This window comes from Guyparkeria sp. SB14A (genome assembly GCF_005096345.1).
Classification (GTDB): domain Bacteria; phylum Pseudomonadota; class Gammaproteobacteria; order Halothiobacillales; family Halothiobacillaceae; genus Guyparkeria; species Guyparkeria hydrothermalis.
The window spans coordinates 58,864-70,554 of record NZ_SWAW01000011.1 but is presented as its reverse complement, the minus strand read 5'-3'; the positions used below and the strand labels follow the sequence as shown (position 1 = coordinate 70,554).

Here is an 11,691-nt window from a genome sequence, read left to right as displayed (position 1 = left end):
CTCGACCTCGAGGTGTTAGCGCGGCATTCTGATGGATGTCCACGGGACCCTCCTGTCATGGATTGCTTGGTCGGCAAACTCAGCATCCATTGGATGGGTTCCGTGGACAACCTGTTGAGAGATCACACCTAGCCACCCATGCTGTGGATGTATTGGTTGAGCTGAGCAACGTCGGTGCTGGTGCGCCGATAGAGGTGATCGAGGCTGACGATCGCGTACTCGAGCAGCAGCACGGTGAACACGGGGTGTTCCAGGCGCAGGCGGTTGTACTTCTCGCGCGGCAGGCGCAGCAATCGCACTGAGGAGCGCGCCCGCATGCGCACGTTGCGCGGCTGGCGATCGAAGAAGCTCATCTCGCCGAGCATTTCGCCGGCGTGGATCTGGCCGACCGGCACCTCGTTGGTGGTCGGGCCGACGATCAGCTCGGCCGTGCCGTCGAGCAGGAAGTAGAGCGACTCGCCCACCTCGCCGATGTCGGCGATGATCCGGCCGCGCTCGATGATCTCGAAGTCGCAGAAGTCGAGAAACGCACTGACCTCGGCGTGGGTGAGGATCTGCGTGTCGACGTGGCGGGCGAGAAAGTCGACCAGGGCGTCGCGGTCGTTGTCGGTCATCATCGCGTGAAGGCTCCCATGCCGGTTTCAAATCGTTAATGGCTTTCATTGTCGCGAGCGGGCGGGGTTTTGTCGATGCTTTGCATGCTCGCACTCGGTAACGATCCGTCATGACGCGGATTCATGCCGTTGTTGCATATCGCTCCCATGCGCCGGGCAGGCGACCGAGCGCAACATGCTAGAATTCGCGGCATTGTTCGGTCGCCCGCGTACGCCTCGGGGCGGCCGCTTGTGTTTCGCGGCCTCGAGGCGTCGAGGCCGCCCCGGATTTGATTTTCACCTTTGCCAGGAGCCGACTCCATGTTTGCCAAGTCCATGACCATCGCGGGCTACGACCCGGAACTTGCCGATGCGATCAACGCCGAGGTGCGTCGCCAGGAAGATCACGTCGAGCTGATCGCCTCGGAGAACTACGCCAGCCCGCGCGTCATGGAGGCCCAGGGCTCCGTGCTGACCAACAAGTACGCCGAAGGCTACCCGGGCAAGCGCTACTACGGTGGCTGCGAGTACGTCGACGTGGCCGAGCAACTGGCGATCGAGCGGGCGAAGCAGCTCTTCGGCGCCGATTACGCCAACGTCCAGCCGCATTCGGGTTCGCAGGCCAACGCCGCGGTCTTCCAGGCACTGGTCGAGCCGGGCGATACCGTGCTGGGCATGAGCCTGGATGCCGGCGGTCACCTGACCCACGGCGCCAAGCCCAACTTCTCCGGGCGCATCTACCACGCCGTGCAGTACGGCATCGATGCCGAGGGCTACGTCGACTACGACGAGGTCGAGCGCCTGGCCAAGGAGCACAAGCCGAAGATGATCATCGCCGGCTTCTCCGCCTACTCGCGCGTGCTGGACTGGGCCCGCTTCCGCGAGATCGCCGATGCGGTGGGTGCCTACCTGATGGTCGACATGGCCCACGTCTCGGGCCTGGTCGCCGCCGGCCTCTACCCGAACCCGGTGCCGCACGCCCACGTGGTCACCTCGACCACCCACAAGACCCTGCGCGGTCCGCGCGGCGGCATCATCGTGGCGAAGGCCGACCCGGATCTGGAGAAGAAATTCCAGTCACGCATCTTCCCGGGCACCCAGGGCGGCCCGCTGATGCACGCGATCGCCGGGAAGGCGGTGGCCTTCAAGGAGGCCCTGGAGCCGGACTTCAAGACCTATCAGCAGCAGGTAATCGACAACGCGCGGACCATGGCGCAGGTGTTCGTCGATCGCGGCATCGACGTGGTCTCCGGCGGCACCGACAACCACCTGTTCCTGGTCAGCTTCGTCAAGCGCGGCCTGACCGGCAAGGCGGTCGACGAGGCGCTGGGTCGGGCCCACATCACGGTCAACAAGAACGCCGTGCCCAACGACCCGCAGTCGCCGTTTGTCACCTCGGGCATCCGGGTGGGCACCGCGGCGATCACCACGCGCGGCTTCGGCGTCGACGAGTCCCGCGACCTGGCTGGCTGGATGTGCGACATCATCGACGACCTCGAGAACGAGTCGGTGATCGAGGCGGTGCGCGAGAAGGTCACCGCGCTCTGCCGTCGCCTGCCGGTCTACGAAGCCAACCAGGCCTGATCGGGCCTGACTGGGGCAGGGCATGCGCTGCGCGATCTGCGGCAACGACGACACCCGCGTGATCGACTCGCGGGCGATCGACGCCGGCGAGGGCATCCGTCGCCGGCGCGAGTGTGCCGCCTGCGGGCAGCGCTTCACCACCTACGAGCGGGCCGACCGGCAGATGCCGCGGGTGGTCAAGTCCAACGGCGCGCGGCAGAACTTCGACGATCGCAAGCTGCGTGACGGCATGATGCGCGCGCTGGAGAAGCGACCGGTGCCCACCCGCCGGATCGAGGAGGCGATCGAGCAGATCGAACGTCAGCTCAGGAGTCGCGGCGAGCGCGAGATTGCCGCCCGCGAGATCGGCGACATGGTCATGGCGCAATTGCGCCGGCTCGACCATGTTGCCTACATCCGCTTCGCCTCGGTGTACTTGAGCTTCGACAGCGTCGAGGCCTTCCGTGACGCGATCGAATCGCTGGCCAACGACGTGATCAGCGACCCGGATCACCAACTGCCCCTGATCGGCGATGCCAACTGAGTCCCCCGCCGACCGGCCCACGCCTCGCGAAGACCGGCACTGGATGGCGTATGCCCTCCGGCTGGCCGAGCGCGGGCGCTACACCACCTCGCCCAACCCGCGGGTGGGTTGCGTGCTGGTGCGTGACGGCGAGATCGTCGGCGAGGGGTTTCACGCCCGCGCCGGCGGTCCGCATGCCGAGGTGCATGCCCTGCGGGCGCCGGCGAACGGGCGCGCGGGGCCACGGCCTACGTGACGCTCGAGCCCTGCAGCCACGTCGGCCGCACCCCGGCCTGCGCGCCGCAACTGGTCGAGGCCGGGGTGGCCCGCGTGGTCACCGCCATGAACGACCCCAATCCGCAGGTGGCAGGGCGCGGGCACGCGATCCTGCGTGAGGCCGGCGTCGAGGTGAGCGAGGCAATCGCCCCGGCGGCCGCCCGCGCGCTCAACCCGGGCTTCGTCTCGCGCATGGAGCGCGGCCGGCCCTGGGTGACGGTCAAGGTGGCCCAGTCGCTCGACGGGCGCAGTGCGCTGGCCAGCGGCGAGAGCCAGTGGATTACCGGTGAGGCCGCGCGTCGTGACGTGCAGTTCCTGCGCGCGCGCCAGTGCGCGGTCCTGAGCGGCATCGATACCGTGTTGACCGACAGCGCGCGGCTGAACGTGCGCCTGTCGGCAGACGAGCTCGGCATCGAGGGCGAGGTGCGCCAGCCGGCGCGCGTGGTGCTCGACTCCGGCCTGCGCCTGCCGCCGTTCGCCGCGATCTTCGACTCGCCGGGGGCGGTGTGGATCTACACCCGGGACGCCAACGAGGGGGTGCATCATGATGCCCTGCTCAAGCGCGAGGCGACCCTGATCGAGGCGCCGACCGCCCCCGGGCTGGGCCTCGACCTGGATTTCATCCTGGCCGACCTGGCGCGGCGGGAAATCAACGAGGTGCTGGTCGAGGCAGGCGCCAAGCTGGCCGGGGCGTTCGTCGCCGCCGGGCTATGCGACGAGCTGGTCGTCTACCAGGCGCCGATGCTACTCGGTCACCAGGCCCGCCCGGCGCTGGCGCTGCCCGAGCCGAGCGCACTGGCCGACGCCACTCGCTGGACGCTGGTCGACGAGACCCGGCTGGGCGAGGACCTGCGCCTGACCCTGCGGCCGGCCCGCTAAACAGCCGGGCGATTGCCCTTATTCCGCGGAGAAACACGCATGTTCACCGGCATCATCCAGACCGTCGGCACCCTGGTCGAGCAGACCCCCACGGGTGGTGACGCGCGCCTGACCATCGAGGCCCCGGGGCTGGATCTGGCGAATACCGCCATCGGCGACAGCATCGCGGTCAACGGCGTCTGCCTGACGGTGACCGATCTCGAGGGCGACCGCTTCTCGGTCGACTGCTCGGCCGAGACCCTGCGCCTGACCACGATCGGGCAACTGGCGCCCGGCTCGCGCGTCAACCTGGAGCCCGCGCTCACCCTGGCCACGCCGCTGGGTGGGCACCTGGTCAGCGGGCACGTCGACGGGCTGGCGATCATCGATGCCCGCCGCTCCGAGGCACGGGCCACCGAGTTCTGGCTACGGGTGCCACCGGAGCTGGCGCGTTACGTCGCCAAGAAGGGCTCGGTTGCCATCGACGGGATCAGCCTGACGGTCAACGAGGTCAGCGGCACGCGCTGCCGGCTGACCATCATCCCGCACACGCTCGAGGTGACCATCATGGGCGAGTACCGCCCCGGGCGGCAGGTCAACCTGGAGGTCGACCTGATGGCCCGTTACCTCGAGCGCCTGTTGCAGGCCGGTGACGGCGTGGGCGGCGGTGGCCAGAGCCCCTACCAGGACCTGTCCTGACGGCCGGCGCGCCCGAGCATGGCCGGGCGATGGTCTACAGTGGGGCGCGCGATGATACAATCCCCGATTGCCTTCGACGGCGCTGAGAGACCCTATGAGCTTTAGTTCCATTGACGAGATCCTCGACGACCTGCGTGCCGGGCGCATGGTCATCATTGTCGACGACGAGGATCGCGAGAACGAGGGCGATCTGGTCATGCTCGCCGAGCAGGTGCGCCCCGAGGACATCAACTTCATGGCGCGCTACGGCCGCGGCCTGATCTGCCTGACGCTCAGCCAGGCGCGTTGCGAGCAATTGGAACTGCCGTTGATGGTCAGCCGCACCCGCGAGGCCTTCCAGACGGCGTTCACCGTCTCGATCGAGGCCGCGCGCGGCGTGACCACCGGCATCTCGGCCGCCGACCGCGCCACCACCATTCGCGCGGCGGTGGCCCCCGAGGCCAAGCCGTCCGACCTGGTCCAGCCGGGGCACGTCTTCCCGCTGATGGCCCGCCCCGGGGGCGTACTGGCACGGGCCGGCCACACCGAAGCCGGTGTCGACCTCGCGCGGCTGGCCGAGGCGCGTGAGCCGTCGGCGGTGATCGTCGAGATCCTCAACGAGGACGGCACCATGGCGCGCCGCCCGGACCTGGAGCGCTTCGCCGCCGAGCACGACATCAAGATCGGTTCGATCGAGGACCTGATCCGTTACCGGATGCGCCACGAGCGCTCGGTCGAGCACCAGTTCGCCACCGAGATCGACACGCGTCACGGCCGTTTTACCCTGCACGCCTACAAGGATTTCACCAGCGGGCAGCTGCAGTTCGCCGCGGTGCGCGGCACGCCGGACGCCGAGACGCCCACGCCGGTGCGTGTACACGTCCACCACGCGGTCTGTGACCTGTTCGAGCCCGAGGGGCGCGACTGCGGCTGGCCGTTCTCCGACGTGCTCGCCCGGCTGGGTGAGATGAAGACGGGCGTGGCCGTGGTGCTGCGCTCGACCCCCAACGAGGACGAGATGCTGCGCCAGCTAAAGGGCTGGGAAAAGCCGGCCGCCGAACCGGTCGGTGGCGAGGTCGAAGAACTGCGAAATTACGGGGTGGGTGCCCAGATCCTAAAGGATCTCGGCGTCCGCCAGATGCGCGTGATGAGCGCGCCCAAGCGCTTCCATGCCCTGGCCGGCTTCGGCCTGGAAGTGGTTGACTACATTCACGACGAGGCGGAATGACCGCCGCTCACGGGACAAACAAGCATGAATGACGTTCAGGTGATCGAAGGCGGGTTGACGGCCCGCGCAGGACGGTACGCCATCGTGGCGACGCGCTGGAACGCGCAGGTCGTCGACCGGTTGCGCGACGGGGCGATCGACACCCTGCGTCGGCACGGCATCGATCCGGCCCAGATCACGGTGGTGATGGCGCCGGGCTCCTTCGAGCTGCCTCTGGTGGCCCAGCGGGTCGCCGCGAGCGAGAAGTTCGACGCGATCATCTGCCTGGGTGCCGTCATCCGTGGCGCGACGCCGCACTTCGACTACGTCGCGGGCGAGGCGGCCAAGGGCATCGCCGGGGTGGCCACCGACTTCGACATGCCGGTGATCTTCGGCGTACTGACCACCGACACGGTCGACCAGGCGATGGAACGCGCCGGCAGCAAGGCCGGCAACAAGGGCGCGGAAGCCGCCGCCACCGCCATCGAGATGGTCAACCTCCTCGATCAGATCGACCAGATTGCCTAAGCACCCATGATCAAGCAGTTTCCCCAGGACGAGCCCACCGGTGGCGATCGATCAGAGGATGCCCGCGGCGGCGAGGGGGCTCCCTCGGCCCGCGGCGCGAAGTCCTCTCCGGCGCGCAAGCAGCGGCGCTGGGCGCGCGAACGGGCCGCCCAGGGGCTCTATCAGCAGCTGATGAACCCGATCCCGGTCGATCAGCTCGAGGCGCAGTTCATGGAGGATGCCTTCATGCTGCGTATCGATCTCGAGCTGTTCCGGCGGATCCTGCGCGGCGTCGAGCAGCACGCCGCGGAGCTCGACTCGGCGATCGAGCCGCACCTGGACCGCCCGGTGAACGAGCTCGATCCGATCGAGCACGCGATCCTGCGCCTGGGGGCCTTCGAGTTGATGCACATGCTCGAGACCCCGCGCGCGATCGTGATCAACGAGGCCGTCGAGCTGGCCAAGCGCTTCGGTGCGACCGACGGGCATCGTTACGTCAACGGCGTGCTCGACCGCCTGGCCGATCGCGCCCGCCCCACCGAACCCCGCCGCCGGGACTGACGGTCTCCGGATTAGCTGGGTCGTCCGGGAGGACGCTGGTCGACATGCAGGAATTCGACCTGATCCATCGGTACTTCGACTGGCCCGCCACGCACCGCGCGGTGTCGCTGGCCGTCGGTGACGATGCCGCCATCCTCACGCCGCCGCCGGGCGAGCAACTGGTGGTGGCCACCGACATGCTGGTCGCCGGCCGGCATTTCCCCGACGCCACCGCCGCCGATGCCATCGCGCACAAGGCCCTGGCGGTGAATCTCTCCGATCTCGCCGCAATGGGCGCGACCCCGCTGGGCTTCACCCTGTCGCTGGGCCTGCCCGAGACCGACAGCGCCTGGCTGGAAAGCTTCTCTACCGGCCTGCGTGCGGCCGCGGATCGTTGGGGCTGCGATCTGGTCGGCGGCGACACCGTGCGGGCCCCGCAGCTGACCCTGTCGATCACCGCCTTCGGTTCGATTGCCCGCGGCACGGCGATCCGGCGTGACGGTGCGCGCGCCGGCGACCGGCTGGCGGTCACCGGCACCGTCGGCGATGCCGCGCTGGGCCTGGTCGTGGCCCTGCAACCGGACCAGGTGCCCAGCGGGCTGAATGACGCCGACCGTGCCTACCTCCTCGATCGCCTCGACCGCCCGGAGCCGCGACTGGCCGCCGGGCAGGCGCTGTGCGGGCAGGCGGCCGGTCTGGATATCTCCGATGGCCTGCTCCAGGACCTCGGGCACCTGCTCGATGCCAGCGGACTGTCGGCCGAGATCGATCTCGATGCCGTTCCACTCTCGCCGGCGGCCAGACGCTGGCTCGACGCCCGACCCGCGGATATCGATCGCGTGCTGGGCGGTGGCGATGACTACGAGTTGCTGCTCGCCCTGCCGCCCGGGTTGGCACTGGAACCGGCCTGGGATCTGACGGTGATCGGTCGTCTCGACGAGGCCGGTCCGGTGGGCACGGTCCGCGAACGGGCCGGGCGCCCGCTGCCGGGACGACGCGGTTACAACCACTTCAGGGAGGAAGGCGCATGAGCGCGGGCAAGACCTCGCGACGCGTCAGCGCGGGAGAGTTGGGGGCGAGCCCGGTGATGTGGCTCGCCTTCGGCGGCGGCACGGGCCTCGCGCCACGCGCACCGGGCACCGTCGGCACCCTGCCCGGTGTCCTGCTCGGTTGGCTGTTGATGACGCTGGCGGCCCCGTTGGGCGACGCGGCCGTGATCGCGCTGCTGCTGGCGGCCACGGCCGTGCTGTTTCTCGTCGGGGTCTATCTCTGCGGCGAGGCCAGCCGGCGCCTGGGCGTTCACGACCACGGCGGCATCGTCTTCGACGAGATCGTCGGGGTCTTGTTGGTGTTCGTGGTGTTGCCGGAGACCTGGTGGCAGCTGCTGCTGATCTTCGCCTGGTTCCGGGTCTTCGACGTGATCAAGCCGTGGCCGATCGGCTGGCTGGATCGGCGGGTGCACGGCGGGCTGGGCATCATGCTCGACGACCTGCTGGCGGGCGTCTATGCGCTGGTGGCCGTCTGGATCAGCCAGTGGGGTATCGCGGCGGTGCTCGCGGGCTAGCGCTCGGTCAGGCGCGGCATCAGCTCGACCAGGTTGCAGGGGCGCTTGCGGTAATCGAGCTGCGATTCGATCAGGTTGTCCCAGGCATCCTTGCAGGCACCGGTCGAGCCGGGCAGGACGAACAGGTAGGTGCGGTTGGCCACGCCGGCGGTCGCGCGCGACTGCAGGGTCGAGCTGCCGATGGTCTGGAAGGACAGTGCCCGGAACATCTCGCCGAAGCCGTCGATGGTCTTGTCGAAGAGGACCGAGACCGCCTCGGGGGTGCCGTCGCGGCCGGTCAGCCCGGTGCCCCCGGTGGTGATCACCACGTCGCAGTCGGACGCGGCGATCCACCGGGAGACCGCGGCGCGGATCTGGTAGATGTCGTCGGGGAGCAGGTCGCGCTCGTAGAGGTGGTGCCCCACGCCCTCGAGGCGCTCGACCAGCAGGTCGCCGGAATGGTCCTCGGCCAGGCTGCGGCTGTCGGAGACGGTCAGCACGGCGATGTTGAGCGGCTTGAAGTCGCGGTCTTCACTCATGGTCGGTTTCCCTCCGGGACGTCACGCGGTCGGTTAGGGGCTGGGGTCGGGTCCGGCGCCGTCGGCGCACTTACGACACGCCAGCGGCGTGCCGATCATCGCGATGCGCCCGAGGCTCTGTTCCACCCACGGGCGATTGATCCACGGCGGGTCGTGGCGGGTGTGCTGGTTATGACCGCACTCGAGCCGCGCGAACCAGTGACCTTCGGCATCGCGGTGGAACGAGCGGATGGCTCGTGGCGGTGCCTCGACCGAGATCATCAGGGAACGGGGACGCCCCACAGGTCGTGTTCGTCGGCCTCGACGATCTCTACCTCGACGAAGTCGCCCGGCGCGACGTCGGTGACCTCCGGCAGGTAGACCACGCCATCGATCTCCGGCGCGTCGGCCATGCTGCGGGCCACCGCGCCCGATTCGTCCACGGCATCCACCAGCACCGGCATGCGCTGGCCGACCTTCCGTGCCAGCTTGGCCGCGCTGATGGCCGCCTGCTTTTCCATGAAGCGCGCCAGTCGTTCCTGCTTGACCGCTTCGGGGACCGGGTCGGGCAACTCGTTGGCGGTCGCCCCGTCAACGGGTGAATAGGCGAAGGCGCCGACGCGATCGAGCTGTGCCTCGTCGAGGAAGTCGAGCAGTTCCTGGAACTCCTCCTCGGTCTCGCCGGGGAAGCCGACGATGAAGGTCGAGCGGATGGTGATTTCCGGGCAGATCTCGCGCCATTTCGCGATCCGTTTGAGGACGTTCTCGCTCGAGGCCGGCCGCTTCATCAGCTTGAGGATGCGGTGGTTGGCGTGCTGGAACGGGATGTCCAGGTATGGCAGCACCAGCCCTTCGGCCATCAGTTCGACGGCGTCGTCGACATGCGGGTAGGGGTAGACGTAGTGCAGGCGGACCCAGGCATCGAGCGAGCCCAGCGCGGCGGCGAGTTCGCGGAAGCGGGTCTTGAGCGGGCGCCCGCCCCAGAAATCCAGCTTGTAGCGGGTGTCGATGCCGTAGGCGCTGGTGTCCTGGGAGACGACCAGCAGTTCGCGCACGCCGGCGTTGACCAGGTTCTCCGCCTCGGTCATCACCTCGCCGATCGGCCGGCTGACGAGATCGCCGCGCAGGCTCGGGATGATGCAGAAGCTGCAGCGGTGATTGCAGCCCTCGGAAATCTTGAGGTAGGCGTAGTGTCGCGGGGTGAGCTTGACGCCGACCGCGTCCTCGAGCGACACCGTGTCGGTATCGAGCGCCTCGTCACTGACGGGTGCCGAGGTCTTGCCTCGGGCCTGGCTGCCCGGCTCGGGCATCACGTCGACGAACGGGTCGAACCGCGGCGGCAGGTGCTGGTGGACTGCGTCCATCACCTCCTGGTAGGCCTGCGGTCCGGTCACGGCCAGCACGTTGGGGTGCGTCTCGCGGACCAGCTCACCCTCGTCGCGCCCGCCCAGGCAACCGGTAACGATCACCCGGCCGTTCTCGTCGAGTGCCTCGCCGATGGTATCGAGCGATTCCTGCACCGCCGAGTCGATGAACCCGCAGGTGTTGATGATCACCAGCTCCGCGCCCTCGTAGCTGTCGGACAGGGCGTAGCCCTCGGCGCGCAGCTGGGTGAGGATGCGCTCGGAGTCCACCAGGGCCTTGGGGCAGCCGAGGCTGACGAAGCCGACACGCGGCGGATTGTGGGTCATGAGGTCGCGGCGTCCGGGGACGTGGGGGCGTTGTCGCCGGTGTACTCCTCGAGATGGCCGTCCGGGTACTGGACGTGCATCTTGAGGTTGTTGCGCTCGATGAACTGCATCACCGAGTCGAACATCTGTCGGTTGGCGGTCTTCAGCCCCGGTTCGATGGCGAGGACCTTCTGCCCGTTGAGCATCACCGGGTGCAGCCGTTGCGAGTAGACCAGGCGGTGCTGGGCGAACGTCGCATCCCAGCTCGAGATGCGATCGATCCAGTCACTCGGGCGGAATCGGGCGCCGGCCTTGGTCACTGACTCGACGATGTAGCGTTTCGGCTGGTTGTCCATGAAGTCGTGGCTTACTCGGCCTGCACCGAATGTGGATGGGGCGTGTCGAAGACGTCGAGCGGCCGATTGGCCGCCATCGCGCTACCCTGTGGCCCTCGAGGGGCTCACCCCGGGGCCATCGCCGTGGCGGCGATTTCGAGGCGGGGAATACCGGGGCGCTCGACGCTTCCTTTAGAATCAATCGGCCATTTTACTTCACTTGGCCGGCAAACGCATCCGGTCAGTCAAAACCAGTCGAGGGAGAGCCATGGGAACAGGCACAGCCGATCAGGTGGTCGGCCTGGCTGAACAGCAACCGGTCATCCTGGTGGACACCGGGGGCACCTTCAACAAGCGCTATCGCCCCCGGGACGGCTCGCTGGTCGTCGAGCCGGGCGCGCAGGCCGCGCGGGAGATTCTGCGCTCGGCCGAAAGGAACCTGGACATCGACTGGCTCCAGCCGGTATGCAAGGACAGCCTGGAGATGACGGACGTCGATCGCGAGACCATCGTGGCCTCGTTGTGCGAGGCGGTAGCGCGTCGACCCGATGCGCCGATCGTGGTCGTGCATGGCACCGACACCATGGCGCGCACGGGGGAGGTGCTCGCCCGGGCCTTTCCGGGGCACTGCGTGGTCCTGACCGGCGCCATGCGACCCTACGAGATCGATCCGGTCGAGCCGGCCTTGAACCTCGGGCTGGCGCTCGGCTTCGTGCAGGGGGCGCCCGCTCCCGGCGTGTATCTGGCGATGAGTGGGTTGGTGCGTCGGCTTGGCGAATTGGAGAAGGATCGGGCCGCGGCCCGCTTTCGGCCTATCGCGCCGGCCGGCGGCTAGTCACCACGAAAAAGGCCCCGCCAATTGGCGGGGCCTTCGTGTTTC

The 11,691-nt window shown here is 68.4% G+C and carries 14 protein-coding genes and 1 pseudogene; 10 read left to right on the top strand and 5 right to left on the bottom strand.

All coding sequences use genetic code 11. From position 1 onward, the window contains the following. Positions 1-128: 128 nt before the first annotated feature. Entirely contained in the window at positions 129-617 is a 489-nt protein-coding gene (locus FAZ79_RS06260) for a cyclic nucleotide-binding domain-containing protein (protein ID WP_125199575.1), read from the bottom strand. A 297-nt stretch (positions 618-914) separates the two neighbouring features. Between FAZ79_RS06260 and glyA the strand changes: the two genes are divergently transcribed. The 9 genes and pseudogenes from glyA (at position 915) to FAZ79_RS06215 (ending at position 8,309) form a co-directional block, all read left to right on the top strand. After that, the gene (glyA, locus tag FAZ79_RS06255) at positions 915-2,177 is read left to right on the top strand and encodes a serine hydroxymethyltransferase (protein ID WP_136867122.1); all 1,263 of its coding nucleotides are present in this window, start codon (positions 915-917) and stop codon (positions 2,175-2,177) included. 22 nt (positions 2,178-2,199) lie between these two features. After that, a complete protein-coding gene (gene nrdR, locus FAZ79_RS06250) occupies positions 2,200-2,700 on the top strand; it encodes a transcriptional regulator NrdR (RefSeq protein WP_136867121.1) in 501 nt (166 codons plus the stop codon). 43 nt (positions 2,701-2,743) lie between these two features. Continuing rightward, a pseudogene (ribD, locus tag FAZ79_RS06245) lies at positions 2,744-3,834 on the top strand (bifunctional diaminohydroxyphosphoribosylaminopyrimidine deaminase/5-amino-6-(5-phosphoribosylamino)uracil reductase RibD). A 39-nt stretch (positions 3,835-3,873) separates the two neighbouring features. Next, the gene (locus tag FAZ79_RS06240; RefSeq protein WP_136867120.1) at positions 3,874-4,512 is read left to right on the top strand and encodes a riboflavin synthase; all 639 of its coding nucleotides are present in this window, start codon (positions 3,874-3,876) and stop codon (positions 4,510-4,512) included. Between the two features lie 94 nt (positions 4,513-4,606). Continuing rightward, positions 4,607-5,719 carry a 3,4-dihydroxy-2-butanone-4-phosphate synthase gene (gene ribB, locus FAZ79_RS06235; RefSeq protein WP_136867119.1) on the top strand — a complete coding sequence of 371 codons (1,113 nt, stop codon included), beginning with the start codon at positions 4,607-4,609 and terminating at the stop codon, positions 5,717-5,719. A 24-nt stretch (positions 5,720-5,743) separates the two neighbouring features. Then, entirely contained in the window at positions 5,744-6,226 is a 483-nt protein-coding gene (ribE, locus tag FAZ79_RS06230; RefSeq protein WP_136867118.1) for a 6,7-dimethyl-8-ribityllumazine synthase, read from the top strand. Between the two features lie 6 nt (positions 6,227-6,232). Continuing rightward, entirely contained in the window at positions 6,233-6,766 is a 534-nt protein-coding gene (gene nusB, locus FAZ79_RS06225) for a transcription antitermination factor NusB (protein WP_136867117.1), read from the top strand. A 44-nt stretch (positions 6,767-6,810) separates the two neighbouring features. Further along, positions 6,811-7,776: a thiamine-phosphate kinase gene (thiL, locus tag FAZ79_RS06220; RefSeq protein ID WP_136867116.1), complete on the top strand. Its 966-nt coding sequence runs from the start codon at positions 6,811-6,813 to the stop codon at positions 7,774-7,776. Further along, positions 7,773-8,309, top strand: coding sequence for a phosphatidylglycerophosphatase A (locus FAZ79_RS06215; RefSeq protein ID WP_136867115.1), 537 nt, complete (start codon positions 7,773-7,775; stop codon positions 8,307-8,309). The genes thiL and FAZ79_RS06215 overlap by 4 nt, the downstream gene beginning before the upstream one ends. Here FAZ79_RS06215 and moaB read toward each other — a convergent pair. Genes moaB through FAZ79_RS06195 form a run of 4 tightly spaced genes read right to left on the bottom strand, consistent with a single transcriptional unit; the run spans position 8,306 to position 10,832 of the window. Next, positions 8,306-8,827 carry a molybdenum cofactor biosynthesis protein B gene (moaB, locus tag FAZ79_RS06210; protein WP_136867114.1) on the bottom strand — a complete coding sequence of 174 codons (522 nt, stop codon included), beginning with the start codon at positions 8,825-8,827 and terminating at the stop codon, positions 8,306-8,308. The two genes, FAZ79_RS06215 and moaB, sit on opposite strands and share 4 nt — an antisense overlap. Positions 8,828-8,860: 33 nt before the next feature. Beyond that, the gene (locus FAZ79_RS06205; RefSeq protein ID WP_136867125.1) at positions 8,861-9,088 is read right to left on the bottom strand and encodes a DUF3565 domain-containing protein; all 228 of its coding nucleotides are present in this window, start codon (positions 9,086-9,088) and stop codon (positions 8,861-8,863) included. Further along, a complete protein-coding gene (gene rimO / locus FAZ79_RS06200) occupies positions 9,088-10,497 on the bottom strand; it encodes a 30S ribosomal protein S12 methylthiotransferase RimO (RefSeq protein ID WP_136867113.1) in 1,410 nt (469 codons plus the stop codon). Before rimO ends, FAZ79_RS06205 begins: the two co-directional genes overlap by 1 nt. Beyond that, positions 10,494-10,832, bottom strand: a complete 339-nt coding sequence (locus tag FAZ79_RS06195) for a DUF3579 domain-containing protein (RefSeq protein ID WP_136867112.1) — start codon at positions 10,830-10,832, stop codon at positions 10,494-10,496. Before FAZ79_RS06195 ends, rimO begins: the two co-directional genes overlap by 4 nt. Before the next feature lie 247 nt (positions 10,833-11,079). On the opposite strand from FAZ79_RS06195, the gene FAZ79_RS06190 reads away from it, so the two are divergent. Beyond that, positions 11,080-11,646: an asparaginase domain-containing protein gene (locus FAZ79_RS06190; RefSeq protein WP_136867111.1), complete on the top strand. Its 567-nt coding sequence runs from the start codon at positions 11,080-11,082 to the stop codon at positions 11,644-11,646. The last annotated feature ends 45 nt before the right edge of the window (positions 11,647-11,691 follow it).

What these genes read in the sequence shown, in the direction of transcription:
- FAZ79_RS06260 (WP_125199575.1), bottom strand. Translation starts at nt 617, where the DNA reads ATGATGACCGACAACGACCGCGACGCCCTGGTCGACTTTCTCGCCCGC.
- glyA (WP_136867122.1), top strand. Translation starts at nt 915, where the DNA reads ATGTTTGCCAAGTCCATGACCATCGCGGGCTACGACCCGGAACTTGCC.
- nrdR (WP_136867121.1), top strand. Translation starts at nt 2,200, where the DNA reads ATGCGCTGCGCGATCTGCGGCAACGACGACACCCGCGTGATCGACTCG.
- FAZ79_RS06240 (WP_136867120.1), top strand. Translation starts at nt 3,874, where the DNA reads ATGTTCACCGGCATCATCCAGACCGTCGGCACCCTGGTCGAGCAGACC.
- ribB (WP_136867119.1), top strand. Translation starts at nt 4,607, where the DNA reads ATGAGCTTTAGTTCCATTGACGAGATCCTCGACGACCTGCGTGCCGGG.
- ribE (WP_136867118.1), top strand. Translation starts at nt 5,744, where the DNA reads ATGAATGACGTTCAGGTGATCGAAGGCGGGTTGACGGCCCGCGCAGGA.
- nusB (WP_136867117.1), top strand. Translation starts at nt 6,233, where the DNA reads ATGATCAAGCAGTTTCCCCAGGACGAGCCCACCGGTGGCGATCGATCA.
- thiL (WP_136867116.1), top strand. Translation starts at nt 6,811, where the DNA reads ATGCAGGAATTCGACCTGATCCATCGGTACTTCGACTGGCCCGCCACG.
- FAZ79_RS06215 (WP_136867115.1), top strand. Translation starts at nt 7,773, where the DNA reads ATGAGCGCGGGCAAGACCTCGCGACGCGTCAGCGCGGGAGAGTTGGGG.
- moaB (WP_136867114.1), bottom strand. Translation starts at nt 8,827, where the DNA reads ATGAGTGAAGACCGCGACTTCAAGCCGCTCAACATCGCCGTGCTGACC.
- FAZ79_RS06205 (WP_136867125.1), bottom strand. Translation starts at nt 9,088, where the DNA reads ATGATCTCGGTCGAGGCACCGCCACGAGCCATCCGCTCGTTCCACCGC.
- rimO (WP_136867113.1), bottom strand. Translation starts at nt 10,497, where the DNA reads ATGACCCACAATCCGCCGCGTGTCGGCTTCGTCAGCCTCGGCTGCCCC.
- FAZ79_RS06195 (WP_136867112.1), bottom strand. Translation starts at nt 10,832, where the DNA reads ATGGACAACCAGCCGAAACGCTACATCGTCGAGTCAGTGACCAAGGCC.
- FAZ79_RS06190 (WP_136867111.1), top strand. Translation starts at nt 11,080, where the DNA reads ATGGGAACAGGCACAGCCGATCAGGTGGTCGGCCTGGCTGAACAGCAA.